Annotated in this window: 16 protein-coding genes; 8 read left to right on the top strand and 8 right to left on the bottom strand. The window is 60.5% G+C overall.

Annotated elements, in window-relative coordinates:
• Positions 1-795: an amino acid ABC transporter ATP-binding protein gene (locus tag ASF13_RS18290; RefSeq protein ID WP_056239634.1), complete on the top strand. Its 795-nt coding sequence runs from the start codon at positions 1-3 to the stop codon at positions 793-795.
• A 381-nt stretch (positions 796-1,176) separates the two neighbouring features.
• On the opposite strand, the gene ASF13_RS18285 is transcribed toward ASF13_RS18290, so the two are convergent.
• From ASF13_RS18285 to ASF13_RS18265, 5 genes are all read right to left on the bottom strand, one after another.
• A complete protein-coding gene (locus ASF13_RS18285) occupies positions 1,177-2,829 on the bottom strand; it encodes a multidrug ABC transporter permease/ATP-binding protein (RefSeq protein WP_056239631.1) in 1,653 nt (550 codons plus the stop codon).
• A gap of 93 nt (positions 2,830-2,922) precedes the next feature.
• The gene (alkB, locus tag ASF13_RS18280; RefSeq protein ID WP_056239628.1) at positions 2,923-3,561 is read right to left on the bottom strand and encodes a DNA oxidative demethylase AlkB; all 639 of its coding nucleotides are present in this window, start codon (positions 3,559-3,561) and stop codon (positions 2,923-2,925) included.
• 9 nt (positions 3,562-3,570) lie between these two features.
• Positions 3,571-4,617: an FAD:protein FMN transferase ApbE gene (apbE, locus tag ASF13_RS18275; RefSeq protein WP_056239624.1), complete on the bottom strand. Its 1,047-nt coding sequence runs from the start codon at positions 4,615-4,617 to the stop codon at positions 3,571-3,573.
• A 323-nt stretch (positions 4,618-4,940) separates the two neighbouring features.
• Positions 4,941-5,672, bottom strand: a complete 732-nt coding sequence (locus tag ASF13_RS18270; protein ID WP_056239620.1) for a hypothetical protein — start codon at positions 5,670-5,672, stop codon at positions 4,941-4,943.
• The gene (locus tag ASF13_RS18265) at positions 5,657-6,076 is read right to left on the bottom strand and encodes a hypothetical protein (RefSeq protein WP_056239616.1); all 420 of its coding nucleotides are present in this window, start codon (positions 6,074-6,076) and stop codon (positions 5,657-5,659) included. The genes ASF13_RS18270 and ASF13_RS18265 overlap by 16 nt, the downstream gene beginning before the upstream one ends.
• Before the next feature lie 533 nt (positions 6,077-6,609).
• Here ASF13_RS18265 and ASF13_RS24500 point away from each other — a divergent pair.
• The 4 genes from ASF13_RS24500 to glgX all read left to right on the top strand — a co-directional run bounded on the left by ASF13_RS24500 (position 6,610) and on the right by glgX (position 14,319).
• Positions 6,610-6,762, top strand: coding sequence for a hypothetical protein (locus ASF13_RS24500; protein ID WP_156365619.1), 153 nt, complete (start codon positions 6,610-6,612; stop codon positions 6,760-6,762).
• A gap of 587 nt (positions 6,763-7,349) precedes the next feature.
• Positions 7,350-9,245 (top strand): malto-oligosyltrehalose trehalohydrolase, encoded by a 1,896-nt coding sequence (treZ, locus tag ASF13_RS18255; RefSeq protein ID WP_082502380.1) that lies wholly within the window; start codon positions 7,350-7,352, stop codon positions 9,243-9,245.
• Positions 9,242-12,058, top strand: coding sequence for a malto-oligosyltrehalose synthase (gene treY / locus ASF13_RS18250; protein WP_072166429.1), 2,817 nt, complete (start codon positions 9,242-9,244; stop codon positions 12,056-12,058). The genes treZ and treY overlap by 4 nt, the downstream gene beginning before the upstream one ends.
• A 185-nt stretch (positions 12,059-12,243) precedes the next feature.
• On the top strand, positions 12,244-14,319 hold the full coding sequence (gene glgX / locus ASF13_RS18245) for a glycogen debranching protein GlgX (protein WP_056239610.1): 2,076 nt from the start codon (positions 12,244-12,246) through the stop codon (positions 14,317-14,319).
• A gap of 314 nt (positions 14,320-14,633) precedes the next feature.
• Here the strand turns inward: glgX and ompC are convergent, their stop codons facing one another.
• Entirely contained in the window at positions 14,634-15,740 is a 1,107-nt protein-coding gene (gene ompC / locus ASF13_RS18240) for a porin OmpC (RefSeq protein WP_056239606.1), read from the bottom strand.
• A gap of 918 nt (positions 15,741-16,658) precedes the next feature.
• Here ompC and ASF13_RS18235 point away from each other — a divergent pair.
• Genes ASF13_RS18235 through rcsB form a run of 3 tightly spaced genes read left to right on the top strand, consistent with a single transcriptional unit; the run spans position 16,659 to position 21,142 of the window.
• A complete protein-coding gene (locus tag ASF13_RS18235; RefSeq protein WP_056239603.1) occupies positions 16,659-17,813 on the top strand; it encodes an MFS transporter in 1,155 nt (384 codons plus the stop codon).
• A 16-nt stretch (positions 17,814-17,829) separates the two neighbouring features.
• A complete protein-coding gene (rcsD, locus tag ASF13_RS18230; RefSeq protein WP_056239601.1) occupies positions 17,830-20,490 on the top strand; it encodes a phosphotransferase RcsD in 2,661 nt (886 codons plus the stop codon).
• Between the two features lies 1 nt (position 20,491).
• Positions 20,492-21,142 carry a response regulator transcription factor RcsB gene (gene rcsB / locus ASF13_RS18225; RefSeq protein ID WP_056239598.1) on the top strand — a complete coding sequence of 217 codons (651 nt, stop codon included), beginning with the start codon at positions 20,492-20,494 and terminating at the stop codon, positions 21,140-21,142.
• A gap of 70 nt (positions 21,143-21,212) precedes the next feature.
• On the opposite strand, the gene rcsC is transcribed toward rcsB, so the two are convergent.
• Both rcsC and ASF13_RS18215 read right to left on the bottom strand, forming a co-directional pair.
• Positions 21,213-24,059, bottom strand: coding sequence for a two-component system sensor histidine kinase RcsC (rcsC, locus tag ASF13_RS18220; RefSeq protein WP_056239595.1), 2,847 nt, complete (start codon positions 24,057-24,059; stop codon positions 21,213-21,215).
• Positions 24,060-24,156: 97 nt separating this feature from the next.
• Positions 24,157-25,380, bottom strand: coding sequence for an AraC family transcriptional regulator (locus ASF13_RS18215; RefSeq protein ID WP_056239592.1), 1,224 nt, complete (start codon positions 25,378-25,380; stop codon positions 24,157-24,159).
• Positions 25,381-25,446: the final 66 nt, after the last annotated feature.

Genomic DNA, 25,446 nt, shown 5'->3' with positions numbered 1-25,446 from the left:
ATGTCAGAAGCTATTGCCATTCAGCCGCAGACGACGCGTGGTCATATTTCCATCACCAACGTCAGCAAACACTTCGGCCGCTTTAAGGCGCTGGACGACGTATCGCTGGAGCTGCCGCCGGGTTCGGTGACGGTGATCCTCGGCCCGTCCGGCTCCGGCAAATCCACCCTGTTACGGGCGATTAATCACCTGGAACGGGTGGATGAGGGCTTTATCCGCATCGACGGCGAGTACATCGGCTACCGCCGCAAGGGTGACAGGCTTTACGAGCTGAAGGAAAAAGCGATCCTGAAGCAGCGCACCGAGGTTGGCTACGTATTCCAGAACTTCAACCTGTTCCCGCACCTGACGGTGCTGGAAAACATTATTGAAGCGCCGCTGGTGCACAAAAAGATGAACCGCGCTCAGGCGATTGAACGCGCCGGTGAACTGCTGGACGCGGTCGGCCTGCGCCATAAGGCGGACGCCTGGCCGCGCCACCTCTCCGGCGGCCAGCAGCAGCGTATCGCCATCGCCCGCGCGCTGGCGCTCGACCCACGGGTGATCCTGTTTGATGAACCCACCTCCGCGCTGGATCCGGAGCTGGTGGGTGAAGTGCTGGATACCATCAAAAAGCTGGCCCGCTCCGGCACCACGCTGGTGGTGGTCACCCACGAAATCGGCTTTGCCCGCGAAGTGGCCGACCACGTGGTGTTTATGGTCGACGGCCAGATCGTCGAGCAGGGCAACGCCCGCCAGGTGCTGAACCAGCCGCAGCACCCGCGCACGCGGCGCTTTCTGGATAAAGTGCTGTAACTCCAGTCCCGGCGGCCTCGCCGGGATTTTTTTATTTCCCTCGCGCATAAAAAAACCGGCGGTTCAAAGTGAACAGCCGGTTATAACCATTTGGCAAGACGACGAGAAAGTTCAGGGAAGTTAACGGCGTTTGCAGCGCCGTTAAAAACAGCATACTCCCCTGCTAACCCGCTGACTAATAACAATAGTGGCTGAGGTTATGCGCTCAGCCGCTAGCGCCATTGTGCGCCGTTTACCCGCCCGGTTCCCCCCTGCGGCAGAACGCGTAACGCACTGGTCCAGGTCTGCGGAGCCGCTCGGTTAGCGGGTTAGCAGATTCACGCTTATTCCGGTCTCCGGGTCCGTTCCGTTACCAGCCTGGCAGCCCAGGCAGGTTCACGTTTATTCGCCGGTATCGGTACGCTGTACCGCGTCCAGCGTCGCCAGCTCACGCTCGGCACCGGTCAGCTCGCTGAGCTGGCCGTCGCGCATCTCCAGCAGGCGGTCGGCGTGCTGGAAGTAGTGATCATCGTGGCTGATGGCGATAATGGTTTTTCCCAGCCCCTGCAGCCACGGCAGCAGTTCACGATAGAAGATGCGGCGGAAGTGCGGATCCTGATCGGCGGCCCACTCGTCCAGCAGCAGGATATCGCGCTGTTCGGCGGTGGCCAGCAGCAGCGCCAGGCGCTTGGTCTGCCCCTTCGACAGCTTAAGGTCGAGGATACGGTTGCCGTCCAGCTGGATCTTGTCCTGCATCTTCAGCCGTTCCAGCCACGCCTGCACCTGCTGCGGGTCGGCCGCTTCGCCCTGCTGGCCAATCAGCCGGTCAAACAGGTGCACGTCGGTAAACACCGCCGAGAAGCGGCGGCGATAGTTGTCCAGGTCGTTCAGGTCGACGGGATGCCCGTCGATCAGGATCTGGCCGGAAACCGGCTGGTAGAGGCCGGTCAGCAGCATCGCCAGCGTCGATTTACCGCTGCCGTTGCCGCCGATCAGAAACACCAGCTCGCCGCGGTGCAGGGTCATATCGATCGGACCGATGGCAAAACCGTTGTCACCGTAATGGAACACAATATCGCGCAGCTCAAGCGTCTGCCAAGGCTGTGCCGCCGTTGCCGGCGGGAAGGCCGCGTTATAGGGTTCCAGTCTGAACGTCTCCAGCTTATTAAACGCCACCTGGGCGGTCAGCAGGGTCGGCAGCGCGCCCACCGCAGACAGCATCGGCGTACGCAGGAACAGCAGGGTCAGCGAGTAGGTGGCCGCGACGGCGGTATCCGCCCAGCCCAGGGTATTCGCCAGGAAGAATGCGAGGCCGATCGCCCCCAGCATCATGATGTTCGACCAGTTTACCGCGCTGAGGTGATAGGTGTCGGCGCGGATAATATTGTGGCGGTAGGTGCGCGCGTCTTCGCCGTAGACGTCGTCAAAAATCTGCTGCGCGCGCTGACGGTTCAGCGCCAGCTCTTTGCGGCCTTCAATAATGGTCTGATAGTCGGTGTAGAGGCGGTCTTCGGTCTCGCGCAGCGTGGCCAGGTGGCGGTAGACGCGCGCCACCAGCAGCCAGCCGCCGATGATGGTGATTGCCACCCACACCGAGGTCACCAGCAGCATTTTCGACGACAGCCAGCCCAGATAAGCGGCACAGCCGACGGTCAGGATAATGCCCTGAATCAGCTCCGGCAGGCGCACAAAGGCGATGGTTATCGCCCGCACGTCGCTGGTCAGCGCCGCCAGCAGCTGCGCGCTGCCGATCTGCTCAATACGCTCCACCCGGGTATCGAGGATCCGCTTGATAAACTCGCCGCGCAGTCGATAAACAAAGTGGTGGCCGAGCATGGTCAGCGCCAGCTGCGAGGCCAGCGTCACCGCCAGCAGCAGCAGCAGCAGTCCGAGGAATTTCGGCAGCACGCTGAGCGAGGTGTTCAGATTGACGATCAGTTCGCGGTTGATAAAGGCGATCATACCGATCCCTAACGCCGCACTGAGCAGGCTCAGCACGATGACCGCAATAAACGGCCAGCGATACTGTTTATAAACGACGTGCAGCAACTCCATAAAAACATCCCGGCTGGTAAAAAGCAGCCTGCAGTTTAATGAGATGCTTTTCGATAGCAATAACTATTCGTATTCCAGGAAATCCTGCCGCGGTTAACGGGCGCGGCGGAAGGTCAGATTGTAGCGAAACGCCCCGGCGTCAGGGTGGCTGCCCGGCTTGAGCGGCAGGATGCCGTGGAAGCGCAGCCGCGACGGCCCGCCCCACACCACCACGTCGCCATGCTCCAGCAGCAGCCGCTGCGTGGCATCCGTGCGCTCAAAGCCACCAAAAAGAAACACCGCCGGCAGCCCCAGCGACACCGAGACGATCGGCTGGCGCAGATCGCGTTCATCCTTATCCTGATGCAGCCCCATCTTCGCCCCCGGCTCATAGCGGTTTACCAGGCAGAAGTCCGGGTTAAAGCCGCTGAATCCCGCCTCCCGGGCGCAGCTTACCGCCAGCTCGCGGAACGGCACCGGCATCGGCGGGCAGCGCCCGGCATCGCTGCGCGGCTCAGCGTAGCCATAGCCCCGGCTTTCGGAGGCCCAGCCAAAATCACCGCAGTGGGTCATCGCCGCCGACATCCGCTGGCCGCCCGGCGTAAAGCGGTGCACGAACGGGTTCTGCGCGGCAATCTGCTGCACCTGCGCCAGTATCGCCCCCGCCTGCTCGCGGGCGCGACGGCGCAGCAGCACCGCCCCCTCCGCCAGCGGCTCGGCCCAGGGCTCTTCGTCACCAAACAGATCGAGCATTACCCCTCCTCACTGCCGCGCCGGCGGCTGAATAAATGCGCTGAACTGTGGCGACATCCAGCTGGCAAACTGGTCGCCCTGCTTATAGATCAGATACACCGCCAGCTTCTCGCGCAGCGCCAGCGCCTTTGCCCGCTCGGTGCCCAGCACCATCAGCCCGGTGTCCCAGCCGTCCGCCTCCAGCGCGGTAGTGGCGATCACCGTCGCCGACACCAGCTTATGCTGGATCGGCTGGCCGGTGGCCGGGTCGATCACGTGCGAAATACGCCTGCCGTCCAGCTCATAATAGTTGCGATAACTGCCGGAGGTGCTGATGCCGTGCCCCTGCAGATCCACCACCGCCTGCACCGCGTTCTCCTGGTCAGTGGGTTTCTGGATCGCCACCTGCCAGCCGCGCCCCTGCCCGTTCACGCCCCGGGTCAGCACCGCACCGCCCACCGACACCAGATAGTTATTGATCCCCTCCTGCTCCATCAGCCGCGCCAGATGATCGGTGGCAAACCCCTCGCCAACGGTAGAGAGATCGACATACAGCTGCGGCAGATCCTTCTGCAGATACGCCTGCCCGGCACGGTTAATCACCTGCAGATGCGCCAGCCCGGTCAGCGCCTTCGCCGCCGCAATCTGCGCCGCATCCGGCGTCTTCACCGGCTGCTTATCCGGCCCGAACCCCCACAGATTAACCAGCGGCCCAACGGTAATATCCATCGCGCCCGCCGTCTGCTGGCCGATACGCAGCGCCACCGTCACGATATCCGCCATATTATTGCTTACCGGCCACGGCTCGCTGCCGCGATACTGATTAAACCGGGACAGCAGCGAATCGCTCTTCCACGTCGACAGCTCGCGGTCATCCGCATCAAGCTGCTGCTGCACCGCCTTTTGCAGCGCCTCGCGCCGCTGCGCATCCACCCCGGCCACGCTCACCCGCCAGAAGGTACCCATGGTTTTGCCTTCCAGCACCCAGGATTTCGATTCGGCTTTCTGCTGAGGATAATCACAGCCCGCCAGTAAACACAACACCGCCGCGGCGGCTATCACTACGCCAATACGCATCTTACATACCTTAAAACTGTAGCGAAAATTGACCCGAAGAGAGCCTGAATAACGCGAAAATAAGCAGCATCAACCCATTTGAGCGCGGTTGACATCCCCTGCCATTTTTAGCGCGGCCACTCTGCCATAAATCAGCTGTAACAGTTGTCGATCCGTGCCTTTACACGGTCATACCCGGCATCCGGCGTCATAAGTCAGCCACTATCAGACGTGAAAGACCCGGCATCTAAATGCATGATAACTATAGTTCTTTAGTCGTGTAGAAATTTCCCGTTAACTGATTAAGGAAAAATTGAAAGGTGGAAAAAACCACTGAAGCGGGTTCAGGCAGAGATAATCAGTACGAGATAGTAACAATGGTGTATCGTTCCACTGAACGGATAGGAAGCCCATTTTCCCAAACTGGCCGGATTGAGTTTTCCGATATCCCACGGTACACAACCCCTTACACCAACAGCACCCGGGCCGAGCTCTTCGACATAGCTCTGCTGAGCAACATTGTAAGTATCAACCCGACCAACAACGTTTCTTACGGTAACTGCCCACAGAACGGCACCAAAAGGCGTCTGGCTGTTATCACAAGCCAGGTGACTGTGCAGCAGAGTCAGTTGTCTGTAAACCTGTCCCGCAAGACCTTCACCCGCTTTTTGAGGAGTGACAAATGCCCCCCTGATCTGCTTACCTTCAGCCACCACACCGTCACGAAGTAGGAAAGAAAAATTATCGTAGGCAAAACGAGCTATCGTAATGCTACGCGTTTCATCAATCATTCCCAGATCAAGTATCTGCCTGACAATCTCATCATCATCTTTGCCATCATCTCTGAGTTCATCAATGTACGAAGCGATGAAATCCACAGAGTGAAAACCGACCTCTTCAACCGCAGCAATATGATCAAAGTCTGCACCGTCATAAGTCGTTTCGGTCAATTTGCAAACAATGACATCATCAGGGATTAGGAAGTAGAGGGTATTTGAAACAAAACTCCCGCCATGGAAAGACGGGAGCGTTGAGAGGTCTTTAGCGTAAGTATCGCCGATTAAAGAGGGTGACATTCCTTTTTGCTATCCTTAGCCTTTGTATCGCTGAAATAAATTTTCGTCGCGAAATAGTCCTTCATAAAAGAAGCGACCGACACCTCGATCTGGTGCAGAAGCTCATCACTTACCCACATCTCTGGGTACTGCTTCTTCGGCTTCACGGTAAAACGTAATCTGTCACCGCGAATGGCAACTTCTGCAAATGGTTTCACCACTTTAGTGTCATTCGCACGCTTCATATCGCTTAACAATGTCACAATGAAGTGTTGCGAATCTCTGTGCGTACGGCTGAGCATTCTGCGAACTTCAATAGTGTCAGAAAACAGTGGCCTCGGCTCAATAGTATCAATGACTCGCGTATTATCGCGTATCGTCTGAATTGAGCGCTCGCTCTTAGCCCTGGCTTCGCTATGTAACATACTTCCACCTTAGCCTGATACCCCTGTACCAGGCGAATGTCCTACCCATGTAAGACCCGTCACGCTCGCTGACGCCATCGTCAACTGTTCAATAAATCTACGCCGGGCAACCACACTTTTCAAGTTTTACCTGAAAAGCTCCGATGGTGCGAACTGGCACATTAAGGCGTTTCAACGCCCCCTGAGACGCCATTTAACCCTTTGTTTACCGTTCTTTTTCCCCCACTGGCAAAGGATCGCCCCCGGAACGTTGAGAAAAAGGATCTCATGCGTGGTCACCTGAATGACTGTGTCACTATGGCTGATGTAACTGGCGTTCGCAGCGTTGCAGAAAATCGCCACTTTGTCTGACCCGGCTTTTCCTGCCCGGACCCTGAATATTCTCCCCATTCTGGTGCATCTGCCCTGCCACTGGGCAACCACTTCACTCTGTGCCGCCAACAAACAAAGTCGTTGCCTGCCTACCCTCACCAAAACGCCCTGGCACATATCCTGCTTAATAAGATTATCGCCCACTCACGCCAAGGCCAGCCATGAAAACTCTCCCCCAGCAGAACAACGCCGCCAAAGAAAACCACGCCCGCAACCGCCTGTTGCGCTTCGCCCTCTTCACCCTCGGCGGCATGGCCATTGAAGGCACACCCCCTGCCCCCACAACAGACCACCCCCTCAAATACAAACCTTAATCATAGCCCCCTCATACCCCTGCCCTTCCCCCAGCCCACCCCAAAGCCGATTATCAGGGAGGGCAGCGGGATGAGCCCGGAGCGGGGTAACCCGCGCAGGGTCGCCCGCTGACAGGCCCTACAGGCGACCAGCCCTTGCTTTAGGCCGTAACCCTACCCCCCAGCCCACCCCGAAGCCAATTATCAGGGAGGGCAGYGGGATGAGCCCGGAGCGGGGTAACCCGCGCAGGGTCGCCCGCTGACAGGCCCGAAACTCTCGATCCYACAGGCGACCAGCCCTTGCCCTTGCCTTAGCCTTAGCCCTTGCCTCAAGCCCTTCCCCCAGCCCACCCCAAAGCCGATTATCAGGGAGGGCAGCGGGATGAGCCCGGAGCGGGGTAACCCGCGCAGGGTCGCCCGCTGACAGGCCCTGACAGGCCCGACACTCTCGATCCCACAGGCGACGAGCCCTTGCCCTGGCCTTTGCCCTGGCCCTTGCCCTTGCCCTTGCCCCGAAACGTTTCCCCCCCCTTCCCCCAACTGTACATTTCACCGTCTATCCTTAAATTTCGTCCTTTATCCACATCAGACAACCTCGAGGCCACCGCATGGAATCTGCAACCGTATCCACCAGCTGGGGCGCCGAAACCCTCGCCCCCGACACCGTCTGGTTCCGCCTCTGGGCACCCGGCCACGACCACATCACCCTGCAACTCAACGGTGAAAACAGTGAAATGAACCCGGCCGCCGACGGCTGGTTCGAACTGCAGGTTAGCGGCGTCTCCCCCGGTGCAGAATACCTCTACCTGCTGCCCGACGGCACAACCGTCCCGGACCCGGCCTCCCGCGCGCAAAAGCACGACGTCAACGGCCCCTCCGTGGTAACCGACCCAGACGGTTACAACTGGAAACACTCCGACTGGCGTGGCCGCCCGTGGCAGGAGATTGTCACCTACGAACTGCACATCGGCACCTTCACCCCTGAAGGCACCTTCCGCGCCGCCATCGACAAACTACCGTACCTGGCCGATCTCGGCATCACCGCCATCGAACTCCTGCCGCTATCGCAGTTCGGCGGCAACCGCGGCTGGGGTTACGACGGCGTCCTGCTCTACGCCCCGCACAGCGCCTACGGCACGCCGGATGACTTAAAAGCGCTGGTCGATGCCGCCCACGGCCACGGCATCTCGGTACTGCTGGATATCGTACTCAACCACTTTGGCCCGGAAGGCAACTACCTGCCGCTACTGGCCCCGGACTTCTTCGATAAACAGCGCCACACCCCCTGGGGAGCAGGCATCGCCTATCAGGCTGACGCCGCCCGCCGCTATATCGCCGAAGCCCCGCTCTACTGGCTGCGGGAGTACCGCCTCGACGGCCTGCGCTTCGACGCCATCGACCAGATCGAAGATGACTCGCAGCCGCATATCCTCGTGGAGATCGCCCGGCGCATCCGCGCGGAAATCACCGACCGGCCGATCCACCTGACCACCGAAGACTGCCGCAACATTATCGATCTGCACCCGCGCCACGCCGACGGCAGCGCGCCGCTGTTCACCGCCGAATGGAACGATGATTATCACAACGCCGTGCACGTGCTGGCCACCGATGAAACCCACGCCTACTACGAAGACTTCTCCCGCGAGCCGGAAGCCCAGCTGGCGCGATCGCTGGCCGAAGGCTTCGCTTATCAGGGCGAAGTCTCGCCGCAGAGCGGTGAAGCGCGCGGCGTGGACAGCGGCAGCCAGCCGCCGCTGGCCTTCGTCGATTTTATTCAGAATCACGATCAGGTGGGCAACCGCGCGCTGGGCGAACGGCTGTTAACGCTGGCCGGAGCGGAGCGTACCCGCGTGCTGCTGGCCGCGCTGCTGCTGTCGCCGCACAGCCCGCTGCTGTTTATGGGCGAAGAGTACGGCGAAACGCAGCCGTTCCTGTTCTTTACCGACTTCCACGGCGACCTGGCAGAGGCGGTGCGCAAAGGCCGGGCGAAGGAGTTTGCCGGCCACATCGGCTACGCGGGCGAAGCGGTTCCCGACCCGAATGCGCAGCAAACCTTCGATGATTCGAAGCTGAACTGGCAGCAGGCGGACAGTGAAGACGGCCGCGCCTGGCTGGCCTTCACCCGCCGGCTGCTGCAGTTGCGCCATCAGCATATCGTGCCGCTGCTGGCGCAGGCTGGCGGCAACGCTGGCAAGGTGGTTACCACCGCAGCGGGCCTGGTGGCGGTCAGCTGGACGCTGCCGCAGGGCACGCTGTCGCTGGCCTTTAATATCGGTAAAAAGCCGCAACCGCTGCCCGACCAGCCCGGTAAAACAATCTTCGCCTGGCCCGCCGGTGAAACCGCCAGCGGCAGTTCCGCTGCGCCAGAGCAGGCAGGAAAAGCCAGCGGCAGTTCCGCTGTGCCACAGCAGGCTGGAGAAGCGGCGCCGGCAGGCTCCAGGCCGGGCGGTGAGCTGCCGCCCAACAGCATCCTCGTGCGTTTGACAACAGGGAAGAAAAAATGACCATTCCTACAGCCACTTACCGCATCCAGTTCCGCAACGGCATGACCTTTGACCGCGCGGCGGGCCTGGTGCCCTATATTAAACGGCTGGGCGCCAGCCACCTCTACGCCTCGCCAGTCTTCACCGCGACCACCGACTCCACCCACGGCTACGACGTCACCGACGCCAACGAAATCGACCCGGCCATCGGCGGTCGTGAAGGCTTCGATCGCCTGGTTAAGGCGCTGAAGCAGGCCGGGCTGGGGCTGATTCTGGATATCGTCCCCAACCATATGGCCGCCTCGCTGGAGAACGCCTGGTGGCGCGACGTGATCGAACACGGCGCAGCCAGCCGCTACGCCGGCTACTTCGATATCGACTGGACGCAGCGCCTGACGCTGCCGTTTCTCGGCGACGATTTTGCCACGGTGCTGGAACAGGGCGACATCAGCGTCAAAGCCGATCCGCACAGCGGCCGCCCGGCGCTGGCGTATTTTGACAGTTTTTATCCGTTAACGCCGGCCAGCTGGCAGGGGCAGGAGGCGGCGGTGCTGGCGCTGACCGATAAGACGCAGATCGCCGCGCTGCACGATCGCCAGCCGTGGCGGCTGATGTCGTGGCGCGACGCCCCCGGTGAACTCTCCTACCGCCGCTTCTTCGAAATCACCGGGCTGGCCGGGGTGCGGGTGGAGGATCCTGCGGTATTTGCTGACAGCCACCGGCTGATCCTGGAGCTGGTGCATAGCGGCGCGGTGGACGGGCTGCGGGTCGATCACGTTGACGGGCTGGCCGATCCCAAAGGCTATCTGGAACAGCTGCGCGCGGCCGCCGGAGATGCTTGCTACATCACGGTTGAGAAGATCCTCAGCGCAGGCGAGCGGCTACCGGCGGACTGGCCGGTCTCCGGCACCACCGGCTACGAGTTTATTGAGGCGCTGGCCGACGTGCTGGTCAACGGCCAGCGCATTGACGCGCTGCGCGCCGCCTATCAGCAGCAGGTCGGCCAGCCGCTGAAGATGGAGCAGGAGCTGCGGGCGGCGCGAGCGCTGATGGTCGATCGCAACTTTGCCGGCGAGTTTGCCACGCTGCTCAGCCTGGCCGTGGAAATCGCCGCGGCGGAAGGGGAAGCGCCGGACGATGACGCGATCCGCCACGCGCTGCGCGAGCTGCTGCTGGCCTTCCCGGTCTACCGCACCTACGGCACCGCTGCCGGGCTGCCGCAGGCTGACCAGGCGCTGCTGGCGGGCGTGGTGGAACAGGTCAGTCACGGCACACACGCCGCCGACCCGCACGCGCTCGGCTTTATCGTGCGGCTGCTGCGCGGCGAAGCGGCCACCCGTGCCGAACGGGCGGACAGCTTCCGCACCCGCTTCCAGCAGCTCAGCGGCCCGCTGATGGCGAAATCGGTGGAGGACACGCTGTTCTTCCGCCACAGCATGAACCTGGCGCTGAACGAAGTGGGAGCCGAACCGCTGCCGCGTCGTTTCGATCCGCGGCAGTTTCATCAGGCGATGCGTGAACGTCTGCAGCAGCAGCCGGACGGCATCACCAGCACCTCGACCCACGATACCAAACGCGGCGAAGACGCCCGCGCCCGCCTGTACACGCTGAGTGAAGCCCCGGAAAGTTGGGCGGCGGCGGTGACGCGCTGGCAGCAGCTGAACCACAATGCGGTGCAACAGCTGGCCGACGGCCCGGCGCCGCGCCCGGCCGGCGAGTGGATGCTGTACCAGGCGCTGGCCGGGGTCTGGCCAGCGGAACTGCAGCCTGAAGATGCCGACGGGCTGCAGGCGCTGGAGGAGCGCTTCACCGCCTTCGTTGAAAAAGCGATGCGCGAAGCCAAGCTACGCACCGACTGGGCGGAAACCAACGACGCCTATGAACAGGCGGTGCTCGGCTACGCGCGGCAGTTGCTCAACCCGGCTAACCGGGCATTTCTGCAGGACTTTCACGCCACGCTGCAGCCGTTTATCCGCGCCGGGCTGCTGAACGGCCTGACGCAGACGGCGATCAAACTGACCGCGCCGGGCGTGCCGGATATCTACCAGGGCAGCGAAGGGCTGAACTTCAGCCTGGTCGACCCGGATAACCGTCGCGAACCGGACTTCGCCCGGCTGCAACAGCAGCTGGCAGAGAGCGACCGGGCAGACTTCAGCCCGCTGCAACGGCTGAACGCAGAGCGACAACCGGCAGCCGCCGGCGCTCAGCCCGGCTCAGCCCCGGCGGCCTTACTGAATGGCCAGCTCAAACAACAGCTGGTCGCCGCGCTGCTGGCGCTGCGCAATACTCACCCCGCCCTGTTCCGCCACGGCGACTACCTGCCGCTGACCGTCGACGGGCCAGCGGCAGATCGCTGGCTGGCCTTTGCCCGCAGCGAGGGCGAAACCCGGCTGGTGGTGATTGTGCCGCGGCTGAGGCTGGACGATATCTACCGGGCTGAAGCCGGCGATACCCGTTGCGCTGATGCAGACGATGCGGCGCGGCCCGGCGCTGGCGATACCAGCTGGGCGGATACAGATGAGCTGAGCTGGGCCGGCGCCGGTGACACCAGCTGGGCGGATAAAGACGACCTGAACTGGGCCGGGGCGGGCGATAAGCGCTGGGCCAGTGCAGAAAGCGCAAACGGAGATCAACAGGCGGCAGACGATGAAACAGCCGTTGCGGTTACCCGGCAGGCATCAGAAACACTCACGCTGCCGCCGCAACTGGCGCAGCGCCGCTATCAAAACGTGCTGACCGGCGAGACCAGCCAGCCGGGCAGCACGATTGCGCTGCCTGCCAGCGCAGAACCGGCCTTTATCGTGCTGGTGAGCCTTAACGGGAAGATTAAGTAATGACATTCGCTGGCTGAAAGAGCCTCCTTGTGATCCGACGCTGAGGCCTACGGCGTTGAACACGGGACACGGGCTTCGGGTTCAGCCAGCCTGTTGCTGTGTAGTGCTCGCGAATGGCTGACTCTCAGGAGTTAGCATTTTTATTCTGCTGTTAGCTGAAGTTCTGACCTTCTACGGAGAGAGTTATGTCACAGGGTACGCGTTTTGAAATTACAGCAGGACACGGGGAGCAGCTGGGTGCCAACTACGACGGCCAGGGCGTTAACTTCGCGCTGTTCTCCGCCTGCGCTGAGCGGGTGGAGCTGTGCCTGTTCGACCCCAGCGGCGAAAATGAGATTGCCCGGCTGGAACTGCCGGAGTATACCCACGAGGTGTGGCACGGCTACGTCCCTGGCCTCAAGCCCGGCACATTGTACGGCTATCGCGTTTACGGCCCCTACGATCCGGAAAACGGCCACCGCTTTAACCCTAACAAGCTGCTGCTTGATCCCTACGCCCGTGAACTGGCGGGTGACGTGCGCTGGAACGAGGCGCACTTCGCCTATGACCTGCACCACGAAGACAAAGACCTGACCTTTGATGAACGCGACAGCGCCCCCTTTACACCAAAATGCCGGGTCATCGACCCCAACGAATTTGACTGGCAGGATCACCAGCGGCCCACTATTCCCTGGCCGCAGGCCGTCGTCTATGAAACCCACGTCAAAGGCTTTACCCAGCTCAACCCGGCGCTGCCACCTGCGCTGCGCGGCACCTATGACGGCATGGGCCACAAAGCCTCCGTCGACTACATCAAAAGCCTCGGCGTTACCTCGGTAGAGCTGCTGCCGGTGCACTGGTTCCCGGACGACCAGCACCTGCTGGATAAAGGGCTGAAAAATTTCTGGGGCTACAACAGCCTCGGCTTCTTCGCCCCGGCCAGCCGCTACTTTGGCCCGCGCGGCATCCAGGGCTTCCGCGATATGGTGCGCGCCTACCACGATGCCGGCATTGAGGTGATCCTCGACGTGGTCTACAACCACACCGCCGAAGGCAACGAACTGGGCCCGACCCTGTCGTTCAAAGGCATCGACAACTTCTCCTACTACCGCACCCTGCCCGACCAGCACCGCTACTACATCAACGACACCGGCACCGGCAACACCGTCAACACCTCGCACCCCAGGGTACTGCAAATGATCATGGACTCGCTGCGCTACTGGGCAGAATCGATGCACGTCGACGGCTTCCGCTTCGATCTTGGCACCATTCTCGGCCGCGAACCGGACGGCTTCGACCCGCGCGGCGGCTTCTTCGACGCCATGCGTCAGGACCCGCTGCTCTCGCGCCTTAAGCTGATCGGTGAACCCTGGGACATCGGCCCCGGCGGCTACCAGGTCGGCAGCTTCCCGCCGGGCTGGGCCGAATGGAACGACAAATACCGCGACACCGTCCGCGAATACTGGAAAGGCGATAACGTCACCTCCGACTTCGCCGCCCGCCTGCTCGGCTCCGGCGATCTCTACGACCGCTTCGGCCGCCGACCGTGGGCCAGCGTTAACTTTATCACCGCCCACGACGGCTTCACCCTCAACGACCTGGTCTCTTACAACGACAAACACAACGACGCCAACGGCGAAGACAACAACGACGGCCACAACGACAACCGCTCATACAACTATGGCGCAGAAGGCCCCACCGATGATGACGACATCGTCGCGGTACGCGAACGCCAGAAACGCAACTTCCTCGCCACCCTGTTCTTCTCCCACGGCACGCCGATGCTGCTGGCCGGCGATGAATCTGGCCGCAGCCAGCTCGGCAACAACAACGGCTACTGCCAGGACAGCGAACTCTCCTGGCTTCACTGGGACAACCTCCCCGCCAGCGCCGACGCCCTGCGCGACTTCACCCGCCACCTGATCGCGCTGCGCGCCGCCCAGCCGCTGCTGCGCCGCGAAAGCTGGCGTGACGGCCTTGACATCAAATGGTTCAACGCCGGCGGCGGCTTACAGCAGGACGAACAGTGGGATGAAGGCTCCACCATCGGCGTATACCTCGGCCGCGCCGACCTGCAGCCCGATCCCGGCATCTGGCACGACGTGCTGATGCTCTTCAACCCCTTCGAAGGCAGCGTCCCCTTCCAAATCCCGCAGTTTGGCGAAGGCGGCTGGCTGCTCGAACTCTCCACCGGCGACCACACCCAATCCGGCCAGGCGATCACCAAAGAAAAAGACTTCGAACTGGAGGGCCGCAGCTTCGCACTGTTCAGAAGGCCATAAAATTGACAGCCAATAAAACCGTTAATTATCAGGGAGGGCAGCGGGATGAGCCCGGAGCGGGGTAACCCGCGCAGGGTCGCCCGCATGACCGCCAGACACTCTCGATCAAACAGGCGACATGCCCTAAAAACCACAGCCAAAACAGCCATCAACAATCAGGGAGGGCAGCGGGATGAGCCCGGAGCGGGGTAACCCGCGGAGGGTCGCCCGCTGACAGGCCCGGCACTCTCGATCACACAGGCAACGAGCCCTAAAAAAGGCAGGCGAAAAAAAACCGGGTTGCCCCGGTTTTCATCAAAACGACTGCTAACGCATCAGAACTGGTAAACCAGACCTACCGCTACCACATCGTCAGTATTCACACCGGCATCGCGGGTGAACTGATTCTCGTCCAGCAGGTTGATCTGATAATCAACATAGGTCGACATATTTTTGTTGAAGTAGTAAGTCGTACCCACATCAATGTATTTCTTCAGATTCTGCTTACCGTAACCCTCAACATCGGTACCACGAGAGTTAACAAACGCCAGCGACGGACGCAGACCGAAATCGAACTGATACTGAGCTACCAGCTCCCAGTTATCCGCCTTATCCGCGTAACCGTAAACATCGGCGCTGGTGCTGCTGCCGAAGCGGGTCGCATTGTAAGAACGGGTATACATTGCCGCCAGATAAACGTTGTTAGCGTCATACTTCAGACCACCGGTGTAAGCCGTGGCTTTATCACCGTGACCCAGCGCTGCCGGGCTGTTCTGATCGGTAGTACGGTCAGAAGAGAAGGTCGCCGCACCGATACCAAAGCCGGAACCGATGTCATAAGTGGTAGAAACACCCCAGCCGTCGCCGTTCTGACCCAGCACGTCACGGCCGTTATTCGACTCGGTGGCGCTGCTGTTCTTGCCCTGGTACTGCACGGCGAAGTTCCAGCCGTCAACCAGACCAAAGAAGTTGTTGTTACGGTAGGTCGCCATACCGTTACCACGGGAGAACATAAAGTTGTCTGCACCGTAGGTATCACCACCGAACTCAGGCAGTACGTCGGTCCATGCGCCGATATCGTAAGCCACGCCGTAATTACGACCGTAGTCGAATGAACCGGCTTCGCCAAATTTCAGGCCGGCAAAACCAACACGCGTATAGCTGTTCGCGGTGCCCTGGGACTCAGCGCTGTTCAGCGCAGCCTGATACTCCCACTGGCCGTAACCGGTCAGCTCGCTGGAGATCTGGGTTTCGCCCTTAAAGCCAAAACGCAGGTAGGACTGATCGCCGTCGGTACCGTTGTCATCAGAGAAGTAGTGCAGGCCATCCACTTTACCGTTCAGGTCCAGTTTGTTGCCGTCTTTATTATAGATTTCTGCTGCGCCTGCGGAACCGGCTACCAGCAACGCTGGAACCATCAGAGAAAGAACGCGTAATTTCATTTCATTACCCTCTTGTTATCTGCTTATTTGCCACTGCGTGCTGAAGAGTAAAATTCAGCCTGAAATGTCATGTTAAGCCGTGGAGAGTAATTATCTATCGAGAAAATGATACTAATTTTCCAAAAGTGTTTCAAACATACTTACAAGTATTTCACTTTGTAATTTAAGCGGAACTTTTATGCAGCACAAATTGCAAAGTTATATAGCACTAATAATCAAAAAATAACAATATTCTTATTTTTCAGCAGATTAATCCTAATCATCAACCAGCGCACTGAATGGTAAAATTTTTTCGCGATCTGCCCTTATAATTACCCTGCTATCATCATTTTATTGAGCATTACCTTCATTCACCCCGAATGATTTGTTTTACCCCAGATTCCTGCCGAACCTCGTGTTCGGCTTTTTTTTTGCCGTTTTTTTCAGCATTGTCAACTCAGGTAAAGTTACCCCAGCTGAAAAAATTAAGCATGACTATTTCTGCACAATGTTATTCACCGCACGGATAAATCCGGCAGCAAATAGCGCCATCTTTACCACTTAATTATTACGGTTAAAAAATGGGTTACGGCCAAATTCCCTCGCGCACCTCTTGCGTCGCTTAACGGGATCGCCGCGGCGAAATGCTTCACTCCCCGCCACGCCGCCGACGGCGGCAGACAACCGCCAGCCACCCTCCTGCCCGGCTGTACACTCTGCCCGCATTTCGCCAGGAGTACTCTGGAAATTCTTAATAAGACGACGATTCCGATTAACAGCCCCCCACTTTCGGGTTATTACTTTGCCGCGCACCGGCAGTGGCTGAACGCAGGCCGCAGCGAGCCGATAAACACGCACTGGTTGGGTGGTTTAGCTTCTTTAGCACATGTAAATGTGGTAAAAATCTGGGCTGAATTGGGACAGGCAGAACGGATAAAAATGACCACACTGGATGTACACATTACCGATAAGTCTGCGCGACTGACGCAACGCGCCACGCGCGTCGCCTTTCTCATCGCCGGTATCGGCATGGCCGCCTGGGCACCGCTGGTTCCTTATGCCAAAGATCGTGCCGCGCTCAGCGACGCCTCCTTTGGTACCTTACTGCTGTTTCTCGGCCTCGGATCGATGCTGGCGATGCCGCTGGCCGGGAGCCTTGTCAGCCGCCTCGGCTGCAGGCGGGTGATTACCGCCGGCAGCGCGCTGTTACTGTTGATGCTGCCGCTGCTGGCGGTGCTCTCATCGGCCCTTAGCCTCGGAGCCGCGCTGATGATGTTCGGCGCGGCGATGGGCCTGGTCGACGTGGCGATGAATATTCAGGCGGTAGAGGTCGAAAAGCGCTCCGCGAAGGCGATGATGTCCGGCTTTCACGGTTTCTTCAGCATCGGCGGGATCGTCGGTGCCGGTCTGGTCAGCGCGCTGCTGGCGCTGGGCATGTCGCCGCTGCCCGCGGTGCTGGCGATCGACCTGCTGCTGATCGTGCTGTGGTTCTCCAGCCAGCGCTATTTTCTTAACCGGCCGCTGCACCAGCCGGATGCGCCACTGTTTGTGGTGCCGCGCGGCTGGGTACTGTTCCTCGGTATTCTGTGCTTCATTCTGTTCCTGGCCGAAGGCTCGATCCTCGACTGGGGCGCGCTGTTCCTGACCCAGCATCGCGAGATGCCAACCGCTCAGGCCGGGCTGGGCTATGCGGTGTTCTCGGTGGCGATGACCATCGGCAGGCTGTGCGGTGACCGCATCGTGCACGCCTGTGGCCGCACGGCAACGCTGTTTGTCGGCTCACTGTGCGCGGCGCTGGGCATGCTGCTGGTGGTCGCGGTGCCCGCCGCCTGGGTCTCGCTGCTGGGCTTCCTGCTGGTGGGCTTTGGTGCCTCCAATACCGTGCCGATTATGTTCAGTGCGGCAGGAAACCAGACCGTGATGCCGGTTAATCTGGCGATCTCGTCAATGACCACCATCGGCTACGCCGGGATCCTGGCGGGTCCGGCGCTGGTCGGCTTTATCGCCCAGTGGTCCAGCCTGTCGGTGGCGTTCAGCCTGATCGCCGCGCTGCTGCTGCTGGTCGCCGCCAGTTCACGCAAGATTACCAGCTGACCGGGGAAAATGACGCATGCTGCCCAATAAGTTTCCCGTGACCGCCGGCAACGTCTCGCGCTTCTTTATGCTGTTCACGCTGGTGCTGCTGCTGGCCAGCGGTTTTATGATCGCCAACGCGGTCAACGCCACGCTGACCGCCAAACGCGACGTACTGTCCGATATCACCCACAGCATGCAAAAGCGCATCGACGCCTACCGCTTTGCCACCTGGCAGCTGTATGAAAATCTCGCCGCCACCGCCACCGGCAGCACCGCCGCCACCCTGCAGGAGACCCGCCTGCGCCCGGACGTCTACGCTCTGGAAAAAACCCGGCGTAAAACCGAAGCGCTGATCTTCGGCTCCCACGACAGCAGCACGCTGGAGATGACGCAGAGGATGTCCGGTTATCTGGACCAGCTGTGGGGGGCGGAAAACAGCACCTGGTCGATGTACTTTCTTAACGGCCAGGACAACAGCCTGATCCTTATCTCAACGCTGCCGTTGAAAGAGATGGCCGCACAGACCAAAGACAGCGCCATCAGCAATATTGCCGAAGCGCGCCGCGCGGAGATGCTGCAGCAGGCTAACGCGCTGGATGAGCGCGAGAGTTTCTCGCCGCTGCGCCGTTTCAGCTGGCAGAACGCGCCCTATTTCACCCTGCGCACCACCTTCAACCAGCCGGGACATCTGGCGACCGTGGTCGCTTTCGATCTGCCGGTCAATGATATTATTCCCCCGGCGATGCCGCTGGACAACTTCCAGCTGCGCCAGGACACCACCCCGGTGGCCGAAGGCAGCGACGGCCAGCAGAACAGCGCCAGCACCCGCGTCAGTTGGGTAAGTCCGTTCGTTGAGATCACTGCCCCGCTCTCCAGTACCTCGCTGCAGCTGGTGTACCGCATTCCGGTCACCGGGCTGGCGCTGGAGACGGTGCGCAACCTGATCTGGCCGCTGCTCGCCAACCTTGCTCTGCTGCTGATGTCGGTCGCCGGCCTGCTGCTGCTGCGCCAGCAGTCGCTGCGCCCCAGCGAAAATCAGAGCGCGGAGCTGGACGCGCTGCGCATGCTTAATGAGGAGATCGTGGCGACGCTGCCGGTGGGGCTGCTGGTGTATGATTTTGCCAATAACCGCACCCTGCTGAGCAATAAAATTGCCGAGCACCTGCTGCCGCATCTTAACCTGCAGAAAATCATCAATATGTCCGATCAGCACCAGGGCATCCTGCAGGCGACGGTGAATAATGAAGTGTATGAAATTCGCCACCTGCGCAGCGCCATCTCGCCGCATACGCAGCTGTTTATGATGCGCGATCAGGATCGTGAGCTGCTGGTGAATAAAAAACTGCAGCGGGCGCAGCAGGTGCTGGAGAAGAATCACCAGACGCGTCAGCAGCTGTTACAGAACCTGGGCTTTGCCCTGCAGCGCCCGTTACAGTCGCTGAACGGTGACCTGCAGACGCTGGCCGCCGGGCACGACGCCGCGCTGGCGGAGCGAACGCTTGCCGCCTCACAGGCGCTGAGCCAGCTGGTGGATGACATCGTGCTGCTGAACCAGCTGGAGACGCTGGACTGGGCGCCTAACCCTGCCGCCTTCAGCCCGCGGGCGCTGCTGGATGAGCTGGCGCTGGCGGTCCTGCCGGCGACGCAGCGCAAAGGACTGACCCTGCTGGTCGCCAGCCAGCTGGATGCCGAGCAGCTGCGTTATGGCGATCGGCAGGCGTTAGGCAAGATCCTCTCGACGCTGCTTGACTATGCGGTGACCACCACCGACTGGGGGCGCATCAGCCTGACCCTGGACGCGCCGGGCGATCGGCCCGACCTGCTGACCTTTGAGGTGGTTGATACCGGCAGCGGGCTGCGCGCCGATGAGATCGACAACGCCGATTTCCCATTCCTCGGCGAGACCCAGGCCGACCGCTACGGTCAGGCGTCGGGGATGGCCTTCTTCCTGTGTAAACAGCTGTGCAAACAGCTCGGCGGCCGCTTTGAGGTGCAGGCCACGCCGCAGATCGGCTCGCGCTATAAAATTCAGCTGCCGCTGCCGGCGGCGCCCGCGCCGGAACAGGAAGAGCCGCTGCTGGAAGGCGTTAACGCGCTGATTGATATTACCGTTGATGACGTGCGTAAAATCGTGGTACATCAACTGTCTGCCTGGGGCGCTAACTGCATCACGCCGGATGAGCGTTTCTCAGGTCAGGAACATGATGTTCTGGTGACGGATGACCCGACGCGGCTGACCCGCTGGTCGCTGCTGCTCACCGACGATCAACCCGGCTACACCCGGCTGGCCGACGGCCAGTATCGGGTTAATTTCAACATCAGCAGCGCGATGCAGGATGCACTGCTGCTGTTGATAGAACAGCAACTGGCCGAAGAGGAGCAGGCTGAGCAGCAGGGTGAACAGCCTGATATCGCTCAGCTTGTCGCCAGTGGCTATTTCCAGCTGTTCGTGGATACAGTACCCGATGATGTCATCAGGTTGTATAATGAGGCAGCAAACCAGGATTACAGTGCGCTGTCTCAAACGGCACATCGGCTAAAAGGTGTGTTTGCCATGTTAAATTTGCTACCCGGCAAGCAGCTTTGTGAATCGCTGGAACAGCACATTGAACAATGCAGCGATTCAAACATTAAAAATACCACCAGTGAAATTGACACTTACGTCAATGACCTGCTGCAGCAAGGTAACCCATAAGATGAATAACATGAACGTAATCATTGCCGACGACCATCCTATTGTCCTGTTCGGCATTCGCAAGTCACTCGAGCAGATCGAGTGGGTTAACGTTGTTGGCGAGTTTGAAGATTCTACGGCGTTGATTAACAGCCTGTCGAAACTTGATGCTCACGTGTTGATCACCGACCTGTCAATGCCGGGTGAAAAGTACGGTGACGGCATTACGCTGATCAAGTACATCAAACGCCACTATCCGGACCTGTCGATCATTGTTCTGACCATGAACAACAATCCGGCGATCCTCAGCGCAGTGCTGGATCTGGATATTGAAGGGATCGTACTGAAACAGGGTGCGCCAACCGACCTGCCTAAAGCGCTGGCCGCCCTGCAGAAAGGCAAGAAGTACACCCCGGACAGCGTGGCAAAACTGCTGGAGAAAATCAGCGCCGGTGGCTACGGCGACAAACGCCTGTCGCCGAAAGAGAGTGAAGTGCTGCGCCTGTTCGCCGAAGGCTTCCTGGTGACCGAGATTGCCCGCAAGCTGAACCGCAGCATTAAAACCATCAGCAGCCAGAAGAAGTCGGCGATGATGAAGCTGGGCGTCGATAACGATATCGCCCTGCTGAACTACCTCTCTTCGGTCAGCATGACGCCGGTCGACAAAGACTAACCGGGCAGGCCGCCTGACGGTGGCCCGGGGGGCGGGCGTGATGCAGCCCCTCGGCCCTTATCACCGCCCGTTAACCCCGCGCTTTTCGCACACTCGCAGCATAAAACTTCAGCGACTGCTGCAGCGTCTCCATGGTCACCGGTTTCGACAGACAGTTGTCCATGCCGGCGTCCAGACAGCGCTGCTTCTCTTCCGCCAGCGCATTAGCCGTCACCCCCAGTACCGGGAAGGTGCGCCCCTGTTCGCGCAGGCAGCGGGTCAGGCGATAGCCGTCCATCTTCGGCATATTGACGTCGGTCAGCACGATATCTATCTCGTTGCGGCTCAGCACGCTTAGCGCGTCTTCGCCGTCCTGGGCGGTTTTCACCCGATAACCGAGCGAACCGAGCTGATCGGACAACAGCATACGGTTGATCGGATGGTCGTCGACCACCAGGATCAGAATATCGTCATTGTCAGCATCCCCGCGCGCGTCAGCCACGCTGACCATATAAGGCGACGGCAGCGCCAGCGCCAGACGCCAGATCCGCGCCAGCAGCGCGGGCAGCTCATGGGGGGTGATGGTGCCGTATACCCAGCGGCCGGGGCTCTGCTCCAGCGGGCCATCGTTGTGGCGGCCGTCAAAGCGTACCACCGCGCGCACCGGGTGCGACGGCTCCAGCTCATAGTCGCAGACCACCACGTCATCCGCCTCCCCTTCCCCTGCGTAGAGTGCCACCTGCAGCCCCTGCTGCTGCAGCAGCGCGCTGAGGAAGTCGGCCAGCACCTGGTTGCGCAGCGCCAGCCAGCAGCGTTTGCCCTGCAGCCCTTCCTGCCGCTCGGCCAGCGGCGGATTGCTGCGATAAAGCGGGATGCGGATAATAAACTCGCTGCCCATCCCCGGTTCGGAATCAACCTCGATATCACCGTCCATCATGCTGGTCAGTTTTTCGCAGATCGCCAGTCCAAGACCGGTGCCCTGGAAGTGGCGCTGCACGCCGCTGCCCACCTGGAAGAAGGGATCGAACAGCCGGGTCAGCTCTTTCGCCGGGATGCCGACGCCGGTATCGCGCACGCGGAACGCCAGATAGCCGTCGCGCAGGTAAACGTGCAGGGTAATGCCGCCGGTATGGGTGAATTTGATGGCGTTATTCAGCAGGTTGGAGATCACCTGCTGCAGGCGCATCGGGTCACCGTTAAGCGTCTGAGGGACGTCGCTGTCGATATAGCACCACAGCGTCAGCCGCTTCTTCACCACCATCGCCAGATAGTTGGCGGTGATGTGCGCCACCACTTCACGCGGCGAGAATTCGGCCGGCTCAATTTTCAGCTGCTCCGATTCGATTTTCGAGAAATCGAGGATATCGCTGATGATTTTCAGCAGCAGGCTGGAGGAGTTGTTCATCGCGGTGACCAGCGAATCGACCCCCGGCGGCAGCGATTTGGTCTGCAGCAGGTCAAGATTACCGATAATGCCGTACAGCGGCGTGCGCAGTTCGTGGCTGACGGTGGCAAGGAACATCGATTTTGACTGGCTGGCCTGTTCGGCCGCCTGCGCCATCTCCTGCAGCGACTCCTCCATTTTGACGCGGGCGCTGACGTCCACCAGCACGCAGATCGCCACGTTCTCATTGCGATAGCGCGAATGCACAAAGCTGATCTGCAGGTTGGTATTGCTGCCGGTCAGCACGTCGACAAAGTTCACCTGCTGGCCGCAGATAATTTCGGTCAGCCGCTGGCGGTCTTCCTGGGTCAGCAGGGTGAGATAGTTGTGCGCCAGTTCGTTACTGAGGATGTTGGTGCCGTCGCTGGTGCGCAGAATACAGATGCCCACCGGCGCGGAGGCGACGATTTTACGGTTGAACTGCTCGTGCTCCTCCAGCCGGTAGGCGTTATCCTCGGCGGGCAGGAACATGCGCCGTTCAAACAGCCAGGCGAGGGTAAACAGGATCAGCGCGCTGAACAGGTTGAGCAGCAGCGCGTTGATGATCATGATTTTCAGCCGCTCAATAATCACCTCGGTCGACACCGAATAGACCACGCTGAGCGAGGACGGTAACAGCTTTTTCTTTAAAATCAGCTGATCGTAGCCCGCCACGTAGCCAAACCAGGCGTCGCTGTCCGGCAGGTCGTCCGCGCCGAAGCCGGGGCCGCTGCGCGCCGATGACAGCACCCGCTGATTGTTCTGATCGACCAGCGTCACCGTGACCGGCAGGCTGCCGGCGGTGATAAAGTCATCCATGCGGATGCTCTGTTCAATGCCGAGCAGCGCGGCCACCTTGTTGGCCACGTAAACCGGCATCAGCATATAGTAGTAGCCGTTGCCCGGCTGGCTGCCCGGCGCCACCCAGTAGACGCTGCTCTGCCGCTCCTCGTCATTGCCGTTGCGGTACTTGAGGATGCGATCCTGCAGCAACTTCAGCGCGCTTTGCCGGTCAACCGAAGCGCTGCCGACGCCGAAATCGGCCAGGCACTGGCTCTCGCCGCCGACAAAAAACACCCGGTTGAGATCGTAGGCAGCGGCAAAATTCTCTTTCCAGTAGTGCAGGAAATAGCTCAGCGACTGCAGGGAGTTGCTCCAGGTGCTGCTCATCGCGCTGCAGTCGGAGTCGGCGTACAGCGGATAGAACTGCGGCGCGGTGCCCTTGCCGGGAAACACGCCGTTGAGCACGTCCAGCCCGCTGGTCGAGGCGTTCAGGCGGTTTTCCGCAATAAACTGCAGCTCACGGGTTACGTCCGCCAGGTGGCGGACGTACCACTGCGCCTGGTCGTAGCTGTTGTTGAACTCCTGGCGTACCTGGGACTCTTTTTCGTGCAGCACGTTAATGATGTAAAAGGTGGTTAACAGCGCGCCCAGCGTCCACAGCATCAGCGCCAGCGCGCGAAACAGGTAGCGGGAAATCCTTAACGTTGTTCGAAAAGAGACCGGATATTTCAAGGGAGGAGCCTGGTGACAGCCATAGTGGCCGAATAATAAATAGGAGTGACGCTACAGTAGCGTCAGCCTGGTGAAAAAGCCAGTTCAGCCGCCGCTTTCAGGGGACGATTTCAGCCTGTTCCGAATGCCGGCTGCGCCAGGCCGTTGGCGTAAGGCCGGTGATACGGCGAAATTCGCGGTTAAAGTTCGATTTGGTCTGAAACCCGGCCTGTTCCATAACAACAATCACCGACGCATTGCTTTCCACCAGCAGCCTCATCGCCTCAGCAATGCGCCAGCCGTTGACGTAGTGCGACACGCTCTGCCGGTGCACGGCGTTGATCGCCGCAGAGACCTGACGCGCCGGAATACCGGTTTTCCGTGCCAGCATCAGCAGATTCAAATCGGCGCGCTGATACAGGCCCTCGCGCATCACCCCCTCCACCGCCGCCAGAATCATCGACTGCTGCGCGGCATCACCCCGGCTGGTGCACGCCCTATCCGCCCCCGGAAGCGGCGTCTCGCCCCCGGAAGCCAGCAACGAGCCCGGCGTCTGCGGCATCGCGGGCAGATGCGCAGCGATAGTTTGCGCAGCAGCGGCAACCGGCCGGTGTGCGCCAGCGCAGACGGCTGCGCCCGGGTCCGCGACGTTTGCAGCACCCTCTTCAGCAACTGACGCCGCTGCCTCTGCCCCTGCTGCTTCATCTCCTGCCCTGGCCGCGTGCTTCTCTGCCGGGCCCGGCCCCCCTGCGACTACCGGTGCCAGCACCAGTAATACTGAGAGCACCGCGCAGATCAGCAGGTTACCGCCCAGCAACAGGCCGCCGGTCCCCGCTCCAGCGGCAAAGTCGAACAGCAGCGTAACGGTGATGTCGAGCAGCGCCACCGCCACCAGCAGCCAGGCGGCGATGCGCCAGCCGGTGACCGTTAACGCGCTGTGGCTGAACGCGAGCGGATAAAACGCGTCGCTGCCGCCGCGCAGGCGGTGCAACATTGCGGCGGCGCAGCCCAGCCAGACGGCGGGCAGCAGCGGATCGATCGCCTGCGGCAGCCACGCCACCGCCGCCGCCATGGTCAGGATCGCCCCGGCAGCAGCAAGGTAACGCGGCCGCCGGCCCATCGCCTGCGCCAGCGCGGCGCGGCACAGCAGCGGCAGCGCGGTGGCGGTCACCGGCAGCAGCCGCGGCCAGCCGTTAGCATCCGGCAACGCCACCAGCCCGGCGTTCAGCGTGTGAACCAGGCAAATCAGCAGCAGCGCTCGCCACGGCCACCCCGTCGCCCGCCGTTGTAACAGCAGCAGCAGGCAGACCAGGCTGAGCAGAAAATTAACCGGTATCAGCATGGGACTCTATCGCGATCGAGGACGCCACGCGTCCGTAAACTTCTGATAATAGGCTTCTTTATACAC

It is taken from the genome of Erwinia sp. Leaf53, from assembly GCF_001422605.1.
Classification (GTDB): Bacteria; Pseudomonadota; Gammaproteobacteria; order Enterobacterales; family Enterobacteriaceae; genus Erwinia.
The sequence above is the reverse complement of the archived record's forward strand: the minus strand, read 5'-3'. Positions and strand labels throughout refer to the sequence as shown.